The 20,034-nt window shown below is 49.6% G+C and carries 16 protein-coding genes; 7 read left to right on the top strand and 9 right to left on the bottom strand.

Going from position 1 to position 20,034, the window contains the following annotated elements:
• Positions 1-185: 185 nt before the first annotated feature.
• The gene (locus tag H6G89_RS01155; protein ID WP_190503326.1) at positions 186-2,942 is read left to right on the top strand and encodes a DVUA0089 family protein; all 2,757 of its coding nucleotides are present in this window, start codon (positions 186-188) and stop codon (positions 2,940-2,942) included.
• 18 nt (positions 2,943-2,960) lie between these two features.
• On the top strand, positions 2,961-5,705 hold the full coding sequence (locus H6G89_RS01150) for a two-partner secretion domain-containing protein (RefSeq protein ID WP_190503324.1): 2,745 nt from the start codon (positions 2,961-2,963) through the stop codon (positions 5,703-5,705).
• Positions 5,706-5,743: 38 nt separating this feature from the next.
• On the opposite strand, the gene cynS is transcribed toward H6G89_RS01150, so the two are convergent.
• The 4 genes from cynS to H6G89_RS01130 form a co-directional block, all read right to left on the bottom strand.
• Positions 5,744-6,193, bottom strand: coding sequence for a cyanase (gene cynS, locus H6G89_RS01145; RefSeq protein WP_190503322.1), 450 nt, complete (start codon positions 6,191-6,193; stop codon positions 5,744-5,746).
• 43 nt (positions 6,194-6,236) lie between these two features.
• Positions 6,237-6,416: a response regulator transcription factor gene (locus H6G89_RS01140; protein ID WP_190503320.1), complete on the bottom strand. Its 180-nt coding sequence runs from the start codon at positions 6,414-6,416 to the stop codon at positions 6,237-6,239.
• A 255-nt stretch (positions 6,417-6,671) separates the two neighbouring features.
• Positions 6,672-9,305 carry a DNA gyrase subunit A gene (gyrA, locus tag H6G89_RS01135; protein WP_190503318.1) on the bottom strand — a complete coding sequence of 878 codons (2,634 nt, stop codon included), beginning with the start codon at positions 9,303-9,305 and terminating at the stop codon, positions 6,672-6,674.
• A 429-nt stretch (positions 9,306-9,734) separates the two neighbouring features.
• Positions 9,735-10,022, bottom strand: coding sequence for a YggT family protein (locus tag H6G89_RS01130; protein WP_190503316.1), 288 nt, complete (start codon positions 10,020-10,022; stop codon positions 9,735-9,737).
• Between the two features lie 183 nt (positions 10,023-10,205).
• Between H6G89_RS01130 and psbX the strand changes: the two genes are divergently transcribed.
• From psbX to H6G89_RS01115, 3 genes are all read left to right on the top strand, one after another.
• Entirely contained in the window at positions 10,206-10,325 is a 120-nt protein-coding gene (gene psbX, locus H6G89_RS01125; protein WP_190503314.1) for a photosystem II reaction center X protein, read from the top strand.
• A 339-nt stretch (positions 10,326-10,664) separates the two neighbouring features.
• Positions 10,665-11,432, top strand: coding sequence for a Ycf66 family protein (locus H6G89_RS01120; RefSeq protein ID WP_190503312.1), 768 nt, complete (start codon positions 10,665-10,667; stop codon positions 11,430-11,432).
• A 247-nt stretch (positions 11,433-11,679) separates the two neighbouring features.
• A complete protein-coding gene (locus H6G89_RS01115; protein ID WP_190503310.1) occupies positions 11,680-13,164 on the top strand; it encodes a trypsin-like peptidase domain-containing protein in 1,485 nt (494 codons plus the stop codon).
• Positions 13,165-13,230: 66 nt separating this feature from the next.
• On the opposite strand, the gene H6G89_RS01110 is transcribed toward H6G89_RS01115, so the two are convergent.
• Complete coding sequence (locus H6G89_RS01110; RefSeq protein ID WP_190503308.1) at positions 13,231-13,410, bottom strand: chlorophyll a/b-binding protein; 180 nt, start codon at positions 13,408-13,410, stop codon at positions 13,231-13,233.
• Between the two features lie 27 nt (positions 13,411-13,437).
• The gene (locus H6G89_RS01105; protein WP_190503306.1) at positions 13,438-14,472 is read right to left on the bottom strand and encodes a succinate dehydrogenase/fumarate reductase iron-sulfur subunit; all 1,035 of its coding nucleotides are present in this window, start codon (positions 14,470-14,472) and stop codon (positions 13,438-13,440) included.
• A 917-nt stretch (positions 14,473-15,389) separates the two neighbouring features.
• Between H6G89_RS01105 and H6G89_RS01100 the strand changes: the two genes are divergently transcribed.
• Positions 15,390-15,839 (top strand): AbrB family transcriptional regulator, encoded by a 450-nt coding sequence (locus tag H6G89_RS01100; protein ID WP_190503304.1) that lies wholly within the window; start codon positions 15,390-15,392, stop codon positions 15,837-15,839.
• 689 nt (positions 15,840-16,528) lie between these two features.
• Here H6G89_RS01100 and H6G89_RS01095 read toward each other — a convergent pair.
• On the bottom strand, positions 16,529-17,893 hold the full coding sequence (locus tag H6G89_RS01095; protein ID WP_375539677.1) for a cytosine deaminase: 1,365 nt from the start codon (positions 17,891-17,893) through the stop codon (positions 16,529-16,531).
• Between the two features lie 39 nt (positions 17,894-17,932).
• Here H6G89_RS01095 and H6G89_RS01090 point away from each other — a divergent pair, with 39 nt between their 5' ends.
• Complete coding sequence (locus H6G89_RS01090) at positions 17,933-18,238, top strand: DUF2087 domain-containing protein (RefSeq protein ID WP_190503302.1); 306 nt, start codon at positions 17,933-17,935, stop codon at positions 18,236-18,238.
• Here H6G89_RS01090 and H6G89_RS01085 read toward each other — a convergent pair.
• Positions 18,222-19,193 carry an ABC transporter permease gene (locus H6G89_RS01085; protein ID WP_339384463.1) on the bottom strand — a complete coding sequence of 324 codons (972 nt, stop codon included), beginning with the start codon at positions 19,191-19,193 and terminating at the stop codon, positions 18,222-18,224. The genes H6G89_RS01090 and H6G89_RS01085 overlap by 17 nt on opposite strands.
• Before the next feature lie 16 nt (positions 19,194-19,209).
• Entirely contained in the window at positions 19,210-20,010 is an 801-nt protein-coding gene (locus H6G89_RS01080; protein ID WP_190503300.1) for an ABC transporter ATP-binding protein, read from the bottom strand.
• Between the last annotated feature and the right edge of the window lie 24 nt (positions 20,011-20,034).

Below are 20,034 nucleotides of genomic sequence, written 5' to 3'. Positions count from 1 at the left end.
ATATCACGAGAATGGCAAGTTTTTCTGGCAACTATAGTCTACAAGTGCAACTGAAATGCGGGCTAACCAATCAACGTCAAACTAGTCTATCTATATTAAAAGCCAATCCTGGCGATCTATTTTTTACAGTCCAGCGAGAAAGGGTAGGGTTGGGTTATATGTAACGATTTTGTAAAGTCTTCGCATTGATTTCCGGGATCGCCATTTGCCAAACTGGATACACTCATGAAATCCTTGAAATCGTCACAGGCATCACAACAATGGACGGCATCACGCCAGATCCCCTGAATGCTCTATCAAACGGGTATCCCACTTTGGGCACCATTGATAGTAGTTTATTTCCTACGGTTCAGCGAGAGGCAAATGCAAGTTCAGGTGCAGATCTCAGCTATTCCAAGCTAGATGCCAAACCCTATGCGGCAGCAGGTTCTAAAGCGATTCGTGGGCTTCGACTTTCGACGCGTGGCACGCGACAGCGGTTAGTCGGCAATGCTGGAAACGATATTTTAGATGCATCGCGTGGAGCCGGAAAGAATTTTCTCAAGGGGAATGGAGGAAATGATCGCCTCTCAGCCGGACGCAGCGATCGCCTGTTTGGAGATGCGGGAAATGATCTTCTCGATGCGCGTCGGGGCAGAGGCAGCAATCTTCTATCGGGTGGCGTAGGCAATGACACGATTTATGCAAAGACCCGCGAGACGGTTGATGGAGGCATTGGCGATGACATTCTCTGGGCAGGTAGTGGGGGCAGTAATTTGAGGGGTGGTGCAGGGCGAGACCGCTTCTGGCTTGCCGATCGCACCCTTCCCAGTAGCACAAACATCATTCGCGATTTTCAGGTTGGCGTTGATTCCCTCAATGTAAAAGCCATTCCAGGAGTGACCCAATTTAGCGATCTGACGCTGACTCAGCAAGGTGCAGATACGCTGATTAGTGTGCAGGGACGAGCGATCGCTCTCCTTAAGGGTATTTTGGCAAGTAGTTTGTCTGGGCAACAACTGGGAGGAGGGGGTGGAGGTTCTAGCGGCCCCACGATTTCCACCAGCAATGTGAGCGTGAGTGAACGCGATACAGGAGTCACCCAGGCCGTTGTGGATGTGACCCTCAGTGCCGCCAGTACAACGCCTGTTACCGTTAGTTATCAAACCGTTGCAGCTACTGCTACTGCCAGTGCAGACTTTACCCCCGTCAGTGGAACGCTGACCTTCGCACCGGGAGAGACAGCTAAAGCGATCGCCATTGACATCATTAACGATACGGTTGATGAATTGGATGAAACTTTCAGTTTGGTCTTGAGCAGTCCCGTCAATGGAGCCCTCGGCAACAGTCAGGCACAAATCACGATTCTGGATAATGATTCCTCCGTCATTACCGCCAGTGCAACTCAAAGTGATGGCTCCAAAACCAACAACATTGACGCCGGATACGACTTCTTTCTGTATGACATCACACCCGATGGTAATTACAGACGCGACGAAGACGGCAATGCAACGAATGACGTAGGCATTTACAGTGGGGCGATCGAAAATTTCACAGGCTATCTCCGAGAAGTTGGAATCGATCCTTTCTTGAGATTTAATCGATTAGGCATTGGTGCAGAAGCAGATGGGTTTGACGATCTGGTTATTTCACAGGCATTAACGTTAGATCTGAGAGCACAATATATTCCCAGAGGGGGAACCATCACCCTGCCCGATGGCACCACTGAAATCGCGACAACTAACCGGGTTGAATATCGGTTGACTAACAATCGGTTAAGGGATGAAGCAGGCATCTTTGAGTGGACGCTGATCCTTAGCACTGGAATGTTTGAAGAATCGGTCATCGATCCCATCAGCGCAGTCAATTCCATTGAATACATCATCGCTAACCAACTTTTAGCAAGAGCCGATCAAATTCGCTTTAGTGTCACATCCACCACAAATCCACAAGGATTATTCATCGTTAATGATGCCATTAATATCAACCCCAATGGCATCGGTGGCGGAACTCCACCGCCCAGAGTGGTGACTCGCTCTACACCTCCTGACATTCCCAGACCTGTGCCCTATAACAATGCGATCGCCCCAACCAATGACACGATCGCCACTGCCACGGATACAGGCTTAAGCAGTAGCGGATTCCGTCGATTTTTCTTATTCAGTGAGGTGGGTGTGATTCCGACGGATGGAACCAGTCCTAGCCCAACACGCGATGTTGATCTGTACAAGGTGCAGTTAAATGTTGGAGAAACACTTACCGTTGATATTGATAGTGGTTTTCCGACCCTTGATTCAGTGTTGCGAATATTTAACGCCAATGGCACACAAGTTGCCTTTAGCGACGACACAGCCGCACCCGGTGAGATTTTAGGAGAAGATGCCTACATCCAATTTCAACCGACTACAGCGGGAACCTATTACATTGGGATTAGTGGAGCCAGCAACACCGCTTATAACCCATTCATTGCCAACAGTGGCGTTTTAGGGGATGCAGGTGAATATGAACTGGAAATAGTGATTCGTGAGCCAAATAGTACGATCGCAACTGCCATTGATGTTGAGCTAGGTAGCTCTTTTGGATTTTTCTCAACTTCAACTCGTATCGGTGACATTTTCACCTTGACCCCAGGAGTTGATATTGACTTTTATCGGGTACAGCTAAATGCAGGAGATGTTTTGGCGATTGATATTGATACAAGTGCTTTTGGAGCAAATGGAGTGGACTCCGTGCTGAGGTTGTTTAATGCCAGTGGCACTCAACTGCGTTTTAGTAACGATGCTGCTGCCCCTGGTGAAGCTCTTTCAACTGACTCCTATATTTCATACGCGGCTACTGCATCGGGTCTTTACTACATTGGTGTCAGTGGATTGGGAAATTCTACTTACAATCCACTGACAGCAGCGGGTTTCGCGAATGGAGACTCTGGGTTTTACACCCTTATCCTGACCCGAAATGCTTAACGAATGTCCTCTAAATGAATGCCCTTTATTGTTAACAAACTCGTGAAGCGATCGCCCCTTGTCACTCTCATTACTGTAGGTTCCCCGCTGTTTTGGCTCACAACCCCGATCGCCACAGCACAAATCATTCCCGACAACACGCTGCCCGATCGCTCCGTTGTGCCTGCAAACTGCACCCGATGTGAGATTACCGGGGGTACACAGCGAGGGAGTAACCTGTTTCACAGTTTTGAGCAATTTTCCGTACCCACCAACGGCGAAGCTTTTTTTAACAATGCTTTCAGTGTCAGAAACATCTTTAGTCGCGTTACGGGTACTTCTATTTCCAACATTGATGGGGTAATTGGGGCAAACGGCAGTGCGAATATTTTTCTGCTCAATCCCAACGGGATTATTTTCGGGGCAAATGCTTCATTGAATGTGGGTGGTTCGTTTATCGCAACAACGGGCGATCGCATTCTCTTTTCAGATGGATTTGAGTTCAGCGCAACGGCTCCGACTACAACGCCTCTACTGACTGTCAACACACCCGTTGGGTTACAACTGGGAGCCAATCCCGGAGCCATTCAGGTACAAAATGCCAGTTTGGCAGGTGCAGCAGGTAGAACATTGGCGTTGTTAGGGGGTCGCCTCAATCTATCGGGAGCCGAGGTGCGAGCGACGCAAGGCAGAATTGAACTGGGCAGCGTTGCTACTGGAACCGTTGCCTTAACACCTGTCGATCAAGGGTGGGAGTTTGATTACAGCAACGCTTCAGCCTTTCAAAACATGGTGTTGAGCAATGGCACGTCGGTTGATGCCAGTGGCAATCGCGGCGGTGAAATTCAAGTGCAGGGGCAACGGATTCAAGTCACGCAAGGTAGCCAGATTCGATTAGTCGCACGTACCACTGAACGGACTGGAAACATTCAAGTGAGAGCCAGCGATCGCCTGGAGTTAGTGGGTGATGCAACCCGTCCTACGACAACTGGGATATTTAATGAAGTGCGACAAGCAGCAACCGGACGAGGCAGCAGTTTGACCATCGAGACGGGACAACTAATTGTTAGAAACGGAGCACAGATCTCAACCAATACCTTTGGGAGTGGGCAGGGTGCCGATTTGAGAATTATCGCTAACCAATCGGTTGACCTGAGTGGCAGTCTGTTCAGAGGGGGCGATCGCTTACCCAGCGGGTTGTTTACGGCTGTTGTGCAAGATACGACCGATCCAGCGGCAGTATCGGCTACAGGTCAAGGTGGAACGCTTAGCCTGCAAACGCCTCGGCTAACGCTTAGTAGCGGTGCTCAGATCTCAACCAGCACGTTTGGAGCAGGCAATGCGGGTAATCTGCAAATTGCAGCCGATCTGATTGAGCTAGATGGCACTGTCCCAGGAACCAACGATCCAACCGCCATCTTTGCCAATGTGGCTGAAGTGCCAACGGCAACGGGCAACGGTGGAGCATTGACGATTAATAGCGATCGCCTCACCGTGACTGGAGGCGCGCAGATCGGCACAACAGCTCAAAATACGGGACGCGGTGGAGTCCTGACCATTAATGCTGACTCGGTTGTATTGAGTGGAACCTCCCCGATCGCCCAGTTTCGGGGAGAGGGCAGAAGCGGGTTGTTTGTCTCGGCTGAACCTGCTCTGGCAGATGGCACCGTTACCACGGCAGATGCGGGTGCGTTGTTTCTTACAGCCCGTCATGTGTTGGTGGAAGATGGCGCGTTAATCTCAGCCGATAATTTTGGTTTGGGTCGTGGAGCAAATTTAATCCTCAATGTCGATCGCCTGCGAGTTCTCAATGGCGGAGAAGTGGGGGCAAGCTCATTGTTGGAACAGGGGTTTCGCGATCGCACTCGTGGACCAGGAGGGACGGTGACCATCAACGCCGCTGAACGTGTCGAAGTGAGAGGAACGACGAACATTGGCGGACAAACGGTTAACAGTGGCATCTTTACCCTGGCAGAAGGCACCGGAGCCGCCGGAGATATTCGCTTACGGACGCGATCGCTCTCGATGGACGACCGTGCTACCCTCTCGGCAGAAACCGCCAGCACGCAAGGGGGTAACATTACACTGCAAACAAACAACCTGGTCATGCAACGCAACAGCCGCATCTCGACCAGTGCGGGAACTAGCCGCGCCGGAGGGGATGGCGGTAACATCAACATTACTGCCGATTTTATCGTTGCCACTCCGCAGGAGAACAACGACATCACCGCTAACGCCTTCACTGGAGCCGGAGGTGAAGTCAACATCACGGTTCAGACGATTCTGGGACTCACACCTCGCAGTCGTGCCGAGTTGCAAGCCTTGCTGGAACCGGATGACCCCCTCGATCCAGTCCGTTTGTCTAGCAGTGATATTACCGCTATCTCTCAGGCAAACCCCAACTTAAATGGTCGAGTCACGTTGACGACTCCCGATGTTGACCCCGCACAGGGTTTAGTTGAGTTACCCGCTGACATTGTGGATGCATCCAACTTGATTGCTCAAGGCTGTAGTGCTAACACGGCAAGTGCCCCAACCGCCAGTGAGTTTGTCATTACAGGACGAGGGGGTCTACCTCCCAGTCCACTCTCTGATTCGTTAGAGCCTTCCTCGCAACTGCCCTCTCGCTGGGTTGCGTCCTCCACTTCAACGGTTGTGTCTCCCAGTGGAAGCCATTCAACCACACCAGCAACTGCCATTACCGAAGCTGAGGGCTGGGTGATCGGGGCAGATGGTCAGGTGTATTTAACGGCACACATCACAAATAATGCCTGCTGGCAATAAATAGCTATTTCAGACTGGTTTGAATGGTTTTTTCCGGTTTACCACTTCTTGTAAGGCAAGAACTTACCATTCATCGTAATTTTGACGCGATCGCCCTTAGGGTCTTCCTCTTTTTCGATGTCCAGGGTGAAGTCGATCGCACTCATAATACCGTCGCCAAACTTCTCCTGAATCACATCTTTCATTGGCATTCCATAAACTTGCATGATTTCGTAGAAGCGATAAATTAATGGATCAGTAGGTACGATGGGACCCAATCCCTTCTCAGGATGTTCTGTGAGCTCTGAGGCAACATCAGCACTCAATCCCAACGCTTCGACGATCTTGGTAGCTTCTTCCATTGATGCGCTTGCCTGACGATAAATCACGGCTGCGATCCATACTTCGTCACGACCAACCTTTTGCTCCAGATCAGCAAACGTAACGCCAGTAGCTGCTTTAGCGGTGAGGAGTTTTTTAGTGATTTCAGGTATTTCGATAGCGGGCATAGGATTTTCCTTTAACGAATTCAATGAATTGGCAGTGGGGGTTTCACCCACGGTGAACTGACTGAACTAGCTCACAACCACAGGCTTGCGGTTGTGCATCTGCTAACTCTACCCCTCTGGAATCGCGCTCTGCGGCAAAACTGGAGAATTCCTCGAATGTCAGACACCGTAAAAACATCTCTCGACTCTGTGCCTCATCTTCAAGGATCAGGATCTTTTTCATTGCGATCGCCACGTACCACCATTGATTTAGAGCAAAACCACTCTCTTTAAATAAAATTTTGGATTGATGTTTGTGGTGTACAGGGCTACAGTATCTATCAAACCTCAGCGACTCGTGTCATCCCCCTCGTATCTCAACCGACGCAGGTCAGTTTTGCTCCTATAGCTGCGGTTTTAACCACCAAAACCCTTATCCAGAACTCACGTTAACGCTAGGATTACGGATTAAACAAGATGCAATTTTTACTGATATACCCTAGTCCTCCGACACTTCTGCACCATCAATGTCACTGTCAGCGACTCCCTCGCCAACTTCTACTTCAGTAGCATCCACCTCAATTGCCCCGTTTGGTTCACCCGTGCTATTGGATGGCGGCACCAGAGCTACAGCGGCGATCGCATCGTCTTCATCCAACCGTTGCACTCGCACACCCGTTGCAGCACGCGACTGCCCAGAGATCGCATTGACGGCCTGACGAATAATAATGCCTCGGTTCGTCACCAGAATAATTTCATCCTCTTCGTTCACCACAAGTAGGGCAGCTAACCGATCCTCAGCTTTGCGGAACTTGATTGCTCGTAGACCCATCCCGGCACGATTCTGGAGTCGGAATTGGGAAACCGGCACTCGCTTACCCAAGCCTCCAGTCGTGATGACCAGAACCCAGGGACCTTGGGTATTGGGTAGATCGACTTCCAACTCATCTGATTCAGACTCGACCGGGGCAACACTTGCCACCATGTCTGCAACCTGAGTCGGCAAGATGTCCATACTGATGGGTTCGTCTCCCTCGCGCATCGACATCGATCGCACTCCACGAGTCGGTCTTCCCAAAGGACGCAACTGCTCATGGTTTGCCCGGAAGTGGATCGCCATCCCCTGACGGGAACCGATGATGATGCTGTCAGTCTGACGGGCAAGCCGTACCCAGCGGAGTTGATCCCCTTCTTCCAGAGAAATCGCGATCAAACCATTGGTCCGAATGTTGCTAAACGCTGACAGTTCTGTCTTCTTGATGTAGCCCTTCTGGGTCAACATCACTAGATAGTCTTCGCTGCTGAACTCAATCACCGAGATGATAGACGTAATGCGCTCGTCACGAGGGATCGGCAACATCTGTACGATGGGCACTCCCCGCGCATTTCGTGACCCGGTTGGGATTTGGTAAGCTTTAAGGCAGTAAGCAACACCGCGATCGCTAAAGAACAGCACGCTATCGTGGTCATTGCAGGTAAGGAAGTGTTCTACAACATCATCCTCTTTCATGCGAGTGCCTGCTTTGCCGCGTGTTGCCCGACTTTGAGACTCAAAGGTACTGACAGGCATCCGTTTAATGTAGCCCTGCTCAGTCAACAGAATAATCGCTTGCTCATTGGCAATCAGGTCAGTATCCCCAATTTCGCCATCTAGTTGCTCAATCACCGTGCGGCGAGGACTGGCGTGAGCCGTTTTGAGTTCTGCTGCCTCAGTCTCGATCATCTGCAAGATGCGCTCACGACGCGCCAGGATATCGCGCAAATCGGTGATCTTGGCTTGCAAGTCATCGTGTTCCTGCTGGATCTTTTCAGCTTCCAGAGCCGTTAACCGTCGCAATTGCATCTGCAAAATTGCCTCGGCTTGTGCTTCAGACAATCCGTAGGAATCCATCAACTCCTGCTTGGCGGTTGGAGCGTCTGCGGCATGGCGAATCAGATCGATAATGGCATCCAGATTTGATAGGGCAATCAATAACCCTTGCAGCAAGTGATCCCGTTCTTCAGCTTTGCGTAACTGATACTGGGTCCGACGGGTAATTGTCTCAACTCGGAAATCGAGGAAGACTTCGAGGAATTGCTTGAGACTAAGAAGTTGGGGTTCCCCGTTGACCAACGCCAACATATTCACCCCAAAGTTGGCTTGGAGTGGGGTTTGTTTGTAGAGGTTGTTGAGCACAACACGCGGATAAGCATCGCGGCGCAACTCAATCACAATCCGCATCCCGTCGCGATCGCTCTCATCGCGGATATCAGAGATTCCTTCCAGGCGGCGATCGTTCACCATCTCGGCAATCTTTTCGATTAGAGCCGCTTTGTTAGTCTGAAAGGGTAACTCCGTAATAATAATGGCTTCGCGATCGGGTCGTCCCCGATGCTCGATCGTCTCAATTTGAGCCACGCCCCGCATGGTGATCGAGCCGCGTCCGGTGATGTACGCTTCCCGGATGCCACTCGTACCCAGAATCTGCGCCCCTGTTGGAAAGTCGGGTCCAGGGATGTAGCGCATCAACTGCTCGACGGTAATATCCGGATTGTGGATCAACGCCACGACTCCATCAATCAGTTCCGCCAGGTTATGGGGTGGGATGTTGGTCGCCATCCCCACCGCGATCCCAGAGGAGCCATTCAATAACAACTGGGGAACACGGGCAGGCAATACCAGTGGCTCTTGCTGTGATCCGTCGTAGTTGCTGCCAAAATCGACTGTCTCCGCCTCAATATCTTGAAGCAGAGCGTTTGTGGTGATGGGACGCAGGCGACATTCGGTATATCGCATTGCCGCCGGGGGATCGTTGTCCACCGAACCAAAGTTGCCATGCCCATCGACCAACGGCAATCGCATGGAAAAGTCTTGTGCCATCCGCACCAGGGCATCATAGACTGCTGTATCGCCGTGAGGATGGTATTTACCGATGACATCCCCCACAACACGAGCACACTTACGAAAGGGGCGATCGGGAGTTAGCCCCAACTCGTGCATCGCGTACAAGATACGACGGTGAACAGGCTTTAAACCATCCCTGGCATCTGGCAAAGCCCGTCCTACGATGACGCTCATGGCGTATTCCAGGTAAGACCGGGACATTTCGTTCCGCAGATCCGTAGGGACAATTCGTTCCTGTGGGGTACTCATGCAGTGAAAAACTCCAAAAAAGCGAGATATTGACAGCTAGACAGCAAATGGGGGGATCATATGCTTCTTGGCTTCCAAATTGCTGTCAAAAATCGCAGGTTACTGGCCAAATTTTAACACAATTTCCGGTGATCGAGGCTTAAAACGTTCGCTGTGATACGGTTTGCGGCACCAGGGAGTTGCTTATTTCAGGGCGATCGCACCGTCTCATCATTCACCCAGGAAATCCCCGAAACGTTCATAACCCACCTCCTGCACCCTTACTTTCTGCCACTGAAAAAGAAATCATACCGATTTAAATAGTTTCCAGTGCAAATGCGGACACCCGCAGGGGCAGGTTTAGCAAACCAGTCCCACCCTGTTGTGGATTTGACGGCAAAACCCGCCCCTACCAAATATCGAACTTAATTTAATTCCTATTCTTTAGAGCTAATACTGCATCATGGTCAACAGCCCCTGCTGACCTAACAAAATCTCCCTTAGAAAGCTGAAAACAGCAACCCAGATGATGGGGGTGATATCGACCCCGCCCAGCGGCGGAACCAACTTGCGCAGTGGGATCAGAAACGGCTCCGTTGGAATCGCAATTAAATTGAAAGGAAAACGATTTAACTCCACCTGGGGATACCAGGTCAACACAATCCGAAAGATGAAGAGCAGAATCATCAGCCCCAGCAGAGGCGCAAGAATCAATGTGGCGATCGCACTAGCTGTCATGGATGGGTCAAGCTTTAAGCTTTGTAACTAAACCTATTCATATTCTAACGCTCCCTGGTTCTGGAGTTTGCTCTGTTCCAGTAGCATTTGATCAAATTTGCTGCCCTATTGTCTTCTCAAGAGATGAGTAGACCTATAGAATTATTAATGAAGAAGTCGCCATATTAAAGGATTTCAAAACTCATGACTCCGTCCTTAGCAAATTTCCTTTACAGCTTGTTAGCTGGTCTAGTCATCGTAGTCATTCCAGTCGTTGTGGGGCTAGTTTTCATCAGCCAAAGAGACAAAATCCAACGCTCTTAAGATGGCAGTTGACTAAAGTTACCGTTTTGAAAGAGCGTTCCCCTGTGATTGCGTCCTCAATGGATCTCACAGGGGAATTTTTTAGGTTGAATAGTCGTTCGCTGACGGGTAAATTGCTTATTCCTGGTAATCAAACGGATCGCATACAGCCCCTATCTTGCTAGGCTTGACTTGACACGGTGGAGATTTTTAGACACTTAAGTGGCGCAGGATACGGCGTCCGACAAAATTACCCAAAGATTTAGGGATTTTTAGCAAAATGTCTCAAATTGTGTCTATTATCATTGGAGCTTTAAGCCATCACTCGTTAGGATTAAGACAGATATACGGAGAGAAGCAATGGTAAACGTCGGACTTAGCTGGAGCAGTATTGTGGGCATTGCTCTTGCGGTCTCTGGAGCAGGGCTATATTTCTTGCGAACGGTTCGTCCAGGGTTGGCTCGTGACCACGATATCTTTTTCGCAGCCGTTGCTTTACTTTGCGGTGGCATCCTGTTTTTCCAGGGTTGGCGACAAGACCCCATCCTGCAATTTGGGCAGTTCATGCTGACTGGATCGACGATCTGGTTTGCGTTTGAAGCGATTCGTCTGCGGGGGGTCGCAACCGAACAGGCAAAGCGTACAACTCCTGTGGTTGACGATGAACGCCCTGTCAGTCGCGTTTATCGAGCCGAACTAGATGAGCTACCAGTGATGGATGAGCGTCCTGTGACTCGCCGCATTCGTGGCTCTCGCGACACACGTTCATCTCAGACCGATGAATACACTGATGATCGTCGTCGGTCGTCGAGTCGCAACAGCGATCGCCTCCGTTCCAGTTCCAGTGATCGTCCCCGTCGTCGTCGCTCCAGTACGTCTGACGACTTTTCGGGCGATCGCTTCTCAGAGCCGACTCGCAATTTCTGGGATGATGACGTTCCCGAAGATCGCTCCCGCACCAGTTCTCGCCCTTCCCGCGATGCGGATAGCTCCTCCCGCCCACGCAAACCCAGAATTTCTGAGTCTTCCCGCCGCAAACCTTCAGAATCGGCTGACTACGTTGATTATCAACCGATTGATTATTCTGATCCCGATGCCGATAACTCTGATAACTACGATAGATATTAGTATCAACAATCAATAGGCGAACGCAGAAGCTTCCAAAGTGGGTTTCTGCGTTTTTTAGTCGCAAATAATATGACAACTGCCAGAATAGGAAACTAGAACTTTCCTGTGATTTAAGGATAGAACTGTAGAAAGGCTTAAGAGGATGAGCGGAACTCGCGATCGCCATTCAGTATCTAGTAAGTATCTACATCAAATACCCACCTTCATCTCAACCCTCTCCGCACGATTGCAACTATATAGTCCCAGCATGAACACGAGATTTTTTCGCACTGCCACCTCAGGGCTTATTGTTTTAGGAACCGCCGCTACGCTTGTCAGCCTTGATGCAATTGCCCCAGTCCATTTGTTGAGCCTCAACCGCTTCGGTCAAGCAAACTCTCACGCGGTTCTCGCCCAAGATGCAGAAGATAGCGTGAATGTGCGCGTCTATCAACAAGCTAGCCCGGCTGTAGTATCCATTGAAACCAGAGATGGTACAGGGAGTGGCAGTATCATTAGCCCTGACGGTTTGATTTTGACCAATGCTCATGTAGTGGGCGATGAACGGTCTGTTACGGTATCTCTCGCCGATGGGCGTGAGTTTCAGGGAGAGGTGATCGCTTACGGTGAACCCGGCTTAGACCTCGCTGCTGTCCGCATTCGGGGACAAAATAATCTTCCCTTTGTTCGATTGGCACGTTCAGGATCAGTACAGGTTGGTCAACGCGCATTTGCCATTGGTAACCCCTTTGGACAATTTCAGGGAACGTTGACTACTGGTATTGTGAGCCGTATTGATCGCGATCGCGGCTTGGTACAAACCGATGCGGCTATCAACCCCGGTAACTCTGGTGGTCCTCTCCTCAATAGCCAGGGTGAACTGATTGGGGTCAACACCGCCATCTTCTCTCCGAGAGGCTCTTCTGGAAATATCGGCATTGGGTTTGCCATTGGTATCGAGCGAGTTCAACCCTTTCTAACAGCGGTACGTGAAGGGCGTGCTCCCCGCACGGCGCAACAACAACCTTTGCCTGGAGTCACCCGTCCTCCTCAGGCGATCGCCCTCAATCGCCCTGTGCAGGGAAGGCTCGATCGCAACAGTAACGTTTTACCCGCTGATAATAGCTATTTTGATGCCTATACCTTTGAGGGTAGGGCAGGTCAGCAAGTAGTCATCGATATGAGCAGCGGCGAGATCGATACATACCTGATCTTGTTGACTCCTGATGGCAGTGATCTGGCTCAAGATGATGATGGGGGTGGTGGCACCAACTCTCGTATTGTTGCCACACTACCTGCAACAGGGACTTATACAGTCTTTGCTAACTCTTACGGAGCCGGAGAAGTGGGGGCATATAACCTGAGGGTTGTAACCCAGGGAGGAACTTCTGCTGGTCCTGCGCCTACTCCACCTCGGAGTGTGCCTGGGCAAACAGGGCTAATTCTGCGTGAAGAGGGGGTTTTGGGCCCGGGTGCTCAAGTTCTAGAGTCGGACGGCAGTCTGTATCGAGAGCACTCATTTCGCGGTAATGCGGGGCAAACCGTAACAATCACGATGGAGAGCAACGAGTTTGACACTTACCTGATTCTGGTGGGTCCAGATAATCAGGTAATTGACCAGAATGACGATATTGGTCCTGAAAACTTTAACTCTTCCATTACAGTAACGTTGCCAACCTCCGGAACCTATCGGGTCATCGCCAATGCCTATGATTCTCGTGGGCGCGGACGTTATCTCATTGTGGTTCGTTAAAAAATTGGCAATGCTTAGGAGTCGGAGTTCACTAAAACTCCGACTCTTGAGAAAAGCTTTGACGGGTTAACGTAGCCCCAACCAGGTAAAGAAATCTTGCCGGGTAAACAACTCCAGGATCAATAAGGCGACAAAACCAATCATGGCAAAGCGACCATTGATTTGTTCTGCATAGGGAGTCCAGCCAAACGCCGGAGCAGGTTGGTTAGGTTCTGGGGAAGGTAGATTTGGGTCTTGTGCAGTCATAATCAATACTCTTTTACAGACGGTGATCTAGTTGGTGGAAGATTCCGTTTGATTGGCTTCTGCCTGTTGCACGGCATTAATTAGCGATCGCACCTGTGCTGCCCCTTCAGAGGGTTCAAACCCAAGGGGAAACTTGCCCTTAGCGATCATTCGGAAGCCCAATGGACCGAGGCTAGACAATCCTCGTAAATCGCGGAAAGAGTTGCCAACCACCTTTAGCCCAAAGCGTCGCTCATCAATCCATCCACCATCCTTTACTAAGTCAATCAAGACCTTGCGGTGGCGTACCGATCGGTTTGTCTGATCATCCTGACGATCGAGCACTTCCTGCTTGATCTTGCCAATTTGATCCATTGGGGCAACTTCCATCGGACACACGCTATTACAGAAATAACAGCGAGTACAACCCCAAACCCCCTGGGTACCAGTGCCATAGTTCTCAATCCGGGCTTCGGTCTGGTCATCTCGGGAGTCTGCGACCATGCGATAGGCTTTTGCCAGAGCGTGAGGACCGACAAAATCGGGGTTCACCTGACGGGCATTGCACTCGGAGTAACAGGCTCCACACAGAATGCAGTTGCCTGTCTGATTTAGGCGATCGCGCTCTTCAGGAGTTTGCAAAAATTCACGTTCTGGAATATGGCGTGACTGAGTGCTGACATAGGGATCAACCGCATCCAGGTTGTCCCAAAAACTTTTCATATCAACCACTAAATCCTTAATGACAGGCATATTTCCCATCGGGGCGATCGTAATCGTGGGGATATCCTCCAGTGATTTGCCTGAATCGGGATTGGCGGCTGAAATTTGTTGCAGGCGAGCTAATTCGCTGCCGACGTTTTCTTTACAGGCCAGAGCAGACCGTCCATTAATTCGCATCCCACAGCTACCACAGATGGTATTTCGGCAGTTTTTACGAAATGCCAGCGTTCCATCCTGTTCCCATTTGATCTGGTTGAGGCAATCCAGAATGGTATTACCTGGCTCAACGTCTAGTGAGTAGGTTTGTATGTGTGGCTCAGAATTTGCGTTCTGTCGAACGACTTGAAATAAAACTTGCATACGCTGAAACTAGAGTTTTATTGCCAAATAGTGACAAGTGGCGAGGATTTTAGGTGGGGTTTAACGGACAACTACCTGTCAGCCGATTGTGATCTCAGCTATCAATTTCACGATTTTTCATAAGGCTGCTTGTTTCCCCTAAACACCTCTCTTTATAGTCTAAACCTAGATCCTTTAAAGTTTTGTAATAACAGGCTGATTTTGCCTAGGTAATAGGTTGTTCTTAAAACTTCTTTGATGTTGAGACGGTGATGCTTAACACCACCTCCCTCAATGTAGGAATCTAATTTGCAATAGATCTTTATATGTAGATGGGATAGATCTTGTGGTGAGTTCTGGTGATGCTAAGTCATCAACAATATCCTCCCCTGAGGCATAGGAATTATCTTTTTAGAGGGATCATATTCAATCCTGGGTTGAGCTACGATTCAATGGTATCCACAAGTTTCAATCTATATAGCAATCCTAAAATTGCTTACAAAAGCCTTATTCTTTAAGCAAGACGTTACTTTTATAAATAATCTATAAATAATCTAAGACGGCTATATCAGTTGACAGTAGACAAAGGTCGTGCATTCTCTTGAGGCGTTTTATCTGGAGAATTCATGGCAAGCAACTCAAGCAAGATAGACAGTCTCTTATCCTTTCTAAACCCTGGAAAAACGAGGATTTCTACACCCAAACAAGATTCCTAAATTAATAACTGCGATCGCCTCATACCAATTTTTCCAAATCTTGAATTGTCTAGACTTTGCCGCAAATGCCCCTATGTCTCCCATATTAGAAATTTCCAGTTACATCACTAATAAATAAGCTTTTTGTCACATTGGATAAGTTTGAGGCTATAGTTTTATATAGTAAAGGTTAGTATTAACCTTCCTATTACTAGCTGATGATTGCAAGGACATTTTTAAGCAATGACTGACACAGCAACGCAGCCGCTTACAGGAAAAGCACTACTGCAAAAAGTCAAAGAACTTTCACACTTACCGCGACGAGAAAAAGCCAGGCGTTGCGGGTATTACACAGTTGGAAAAAATAATCAAACCCGCGTCAATCTAGCAGATTTCTTTGAGGCATTGCTAGCAGCTAAGGGTACATCTCTGAGCGCAGAAAGCCCCAAAGATGGTAGAGGTCGAGAACCCACCTATCGGGTTAGTGTTCATAAAAATGGGCAAATCGTTATTGGTGCGACTTACACTGAAAAGATGGGGTTGAAACCGGGGGATGAATTTGAAATTAAGCTGGGCTATAAGCATATCCATCTGATTCAAGTTGATAGCGATCGCAAGAGTGACCTGAATGGCTCGGTTGATGACTTTGACGACGAAGACTTTGAGGATGATGAAGATGACGAGGATGAATAATCCCAGTGTGCTAAAAACAGGTTTGTGATTAGCTTAGCGATCGCGATTCAGCCTCAAAAAACTTCAATTAAGACTTGAATTCACTCAACGTGTCAGAAGGCAAGTATGTATCTGAATTAGTGCTCGAATCAATACTAAAGCTGTTTATAGCGTTGCTGTTAACTTGTTGATCAAGTGCTTTCAGGGTGTCTGAGAAATTGTTAATCAAACGGTCATCTAGGGTGGCTCAGTCTGGTGATTGAGCCACATGTTTGTTTAATTTTGTTTAAACGGGTAATGCTTATATATAGCCCTACGCATATGCATTAGGACATGAGGGGGTGTGGGGGCTGCGCCCCAGCCATGGGTTCCACCCCTGCACCCCGTTCTAACCTTAGTGAGTACTGCAATAGCAACTGTCGAGACAGTTCATACAAGGATCTGACTAAAGCGATATTATGCAAAATCTGAGTTTGGATCAGGATCTCGGCAGTTGAAACCGCAGCTATAGGAGCCAGACCAACCTGCGTCGATTCGGCAAATCCTTAGTTTTCCATTGTTCGTGCGTAGACCTGGCTCTGGTAGCCACGAACTGATTCGCCAGGTGCTAAACCCGAATTGACGTTTGGTATGGCAACCAGAGCGTCGGTTGGGATGAAATGTTGAAGTGGCAGCCCGCTTCAATCAAAACCGGATTTATAGCAGGAGAGCTATCGGATGAGGAGATCGTCCAACTCCGAGTAGTCTGGCAGGGTGGTATCAATCGGTTGACCAGAGCGCAAAACAACGCGATCGCTCTGAGGACGAGCAAGCAACTCGCTAAAATAACGTGCCTTAAACAGCACCAGATCCGCAGGCAACCCCACACCGATGCGCCCCACAGTCGGTAAGCCCATTAAATCCGCTGGAATGGTCGTCACAGTCCGGCACCAATCAGATAAGGGGGCATCAAAGTGAGCAATCCGAGTTGCCTGGGTAAACACCTCTAAAACATCATGGTCACCATAACCATAGAAGGGATCTCGGCAATTGTCGCTCGCGACTGCTACGGGCACGCCCGCATGTTTGAGTTCATGAATCAAAGTGATGCCGCGCCAGCGAGGGGTTTGGGTAGGAAAGCGTTTAACCGGGGGCGATAACGGAGCGAAGTGCTGGGAAGCATCCTGATTCCGATCCTGTAAATAGAGGTTGCACATGGGCAAACTCACAATCCCAATGTTGGCTTGTTTAACCGCTTCTAAGGTTTTAAACATATCATCTGACGATTGCACTGCCAGACTGCAACAGTGACCGCAGACAACTTGACTGCCAAAATTGTGCCGAAGCACAGCGTGAGCGACTCGACGCAGGGTTATGTCGTTGGGATTGCCACTCTCATCGGTGTGAAAATCCAATTTGAGTTGCCGCTCGGCTGCCAGTTGAAAAACTCGATCAATCTGGGCATCTAGATTGTCGTTCATAAAGAGAACTGCGCCTAGAATGCCACCAGTCTCAGCGACGAGATCGGCTAGCTTTTCTCCCTCTGGAGTCTGAAAGTAGTCGATCGGCACAAGACAAACTGCCTGAAGCGTCAGGCGATCGCTCCACTCTGCCTGGAGTGTCTTAAACACGCGAAAGCTAATATTTCCTTGGTTGCCCGCTGAGTCAATGTGGGTGCGAATAGCGGTTGTGCCATGGGCATAGCTGCATTTCAACCCAAACTCCATCCGCCGATAAACATCTTCGGCATCCCAATTTTTCTCGCTATCTGAGTGTATGAGTTGCAACGCCTCCTGAAAAGTGCCGCTCCGATTGGGCGATCGCTGCCAGATGTGTCCCTTGTCGAGGTGGGTATGCATATCGACAAAACCGCTCCAAACCTGACCGCGATTCAGGTTGACAGCAGGTACATCGTCTGCGATCGGGGTGCCATGCGGACGAATTTGGGTAATCGTTCCCTGCTGGATTTCCAGGTCAACATGGGCTAGTTCATGCTCCTGATGCAGGTTGTACCCCACTAGCAACGGGTAAGGAACATGGGCGTTCGTGAGCCAATAGTGATTAGTCCTCAAATGGGTGAAGTTGAGATGCATCATTTGTCGATAGAATGCGGAGAGTAGACCCGGAATGAGCCAGTGATTGATTTCACGCCACTTAAACCTTATTTAGATGAGCAAGGGCGACTTAAAGAATGGCCCTCAAAACGAAATCGCAGCAAAGTTCAAACGCTTGCTTTGTGGTATTTGGCAGAGAAATTTACCTCAGGGGTGGCTTACACAGAAAAAGAGGTCAACAGTCTGTTAAATCAGCATCACACGTTTAATGACCCTGCACTGTTGCGTCGAGAACTGTTTGAAAAGGGGTTGATTCAGCGCAAGCTGAATGGCTCTGCCTACTGGTTGCCTCCCGAAGAGCCATCCCAACTCAATTCTCTCGTCTAACAGCACTTTCATGCCAATGCCGCAACAGGAAATCAGACAGCAGAGTCAACACTACAAAAATGGCGACTCCCAACGCTGTTGTCATTAGCAGAGCCGCAAACATCCGAGGAATTTGCAGGTTAAAACTGGACATCAGAATTTGGTAAGCAATCCCAGACTGGTTCCCACCAGTGCCTGCAACAAACTCTGCCACAACTGCCCCGATTAACGCTAATCCACCGCTGATCCGTAGCCCTCCCAAAAAATAGGGCAATGCACTGGGTAACCGCAGATAGAGCAACGTTTGCCAGCGGGACGCTTTGTAGAGCTGAAACAGGTTCAGCAGATTGTGGTCGGCACTGTTTAATCCTAATGTGGTGTTAGACAGAATTGGGAAGAACGCCACGATCCAGGCGCAGATCACCAGAGACACAAAGGTTGAACTCTCTCCGGGCACAACTTGCCTGACCCAGAGAATGATCAGAGGGGCGATCGCCACAATTGGGGTGGTCTGCAAAATTACGGCGTAGGGAAAGAAACTGCGCTCAATCCATTTGCTTTGGGTAAACAACACAGAAGTTAATAAACCGGAGGCGATCGCTGCAATAAAGGCAACTACTGTGATTTTGAGTGTGATCAGCAATGAGGGAAACAGGCTACCCCACTCCTGAATGAGCGTTTGCAGCACCAGGAGCGGACCCGGCAGCAGATAGGGTGGAATGCCCGTTACCCAAACAGCAACTTGCCAAATGACCAGTACCAACAGCCCGACGCTGACAGGTGCCAGCACATCCGGTGATACCACCCACGCCATCCAGGCGAGTCTTTGCGATCGCGCTGCCCTGTTCTGTTGCCCGTCTGACAACGTTGTGTCACGGGCAAACCCTCCAAATGGATTGGCACTTTTGGGAAGAACTGAATTGGGCAAAAGCCCTTCCCACAGTTGCAAAATCAGAGTGATCAGTTTGTGCACCATAGCCGGGATAAGCCGTTTATAACACTGAGTTGAATAGGTTCTTGCCGTTTGCGGATGCCATCAAAGGTTGGTTTGCTGCCTGTGCCAGAGTATGGGAAATATCCCGGCAATATTCATTGAACAGGGGAGACGTTCGGAACTCTTCGGTACGAGGATAGGGAGCGGCGATCGCCACATCTGCAACCACCCGTCCCGGACGAGCTGCCATTACAATCACTCGATTCGACAGGTAAACCGCCTCATAAATATTGTGAGTGACAAACACAACCGTCCACTGTTTGTCGCTCCACAAATCCAGCAAATCGCTGTTGAGTTTGCTACGGGTCATCTCATCAAGGGCACCAAACGGTTCGTCCATGAGCAAAATTTCAGGCTTTGTCACCAATGCCCGTGCAATGGAAACTCGCATTTTCATCCCACCCGACAGCTCTCGGGGATAAGCCCCTTCAAAACCTCGCAGGTCCACCAGACGAATTGCCTCGGCTACCGCCGCTTCAGAGGCAGGCTTTGACATCCCTGCCAATTTCAAAGGCAACCGCACATTGTCATAAACCGATGCCCAGGGCATCAATGCCGCCTCTTGAAAGACAAACGCCAATTTGCGGGGGGAGCTACTCCCCCACTGAATTGACCCCGAACTCATGCTGCCCAGACCAGCAATCATTCGTAGAACGGTACTTTTGCCACAACCAGAGGGACCAACAAGGCTAACAAACTGACCCTCACCAACGGTTAGATTCAAGTCTCGCAGAGCAACCGTGCCGTTGGAGTAGACCTTACTGACATCTGTCAGCGTAAATGCTGGAGCAAGATTCATGCGTTAAGGGTTCCTCAAGTAGTG

The organism is Oscillatoria sp. FACHB-1407 (assembly GCF_014697545.1).
Lineage (GTDB): Bacteria > Cyanobacteriota > Cyanobacteriia > Elainellales > Elainellaceae > FACHB-1407.
Note: the sequence above shows the minus strand (reverse complement) of the source record. Positions and strands in the feature narration are given on the sequence as shown.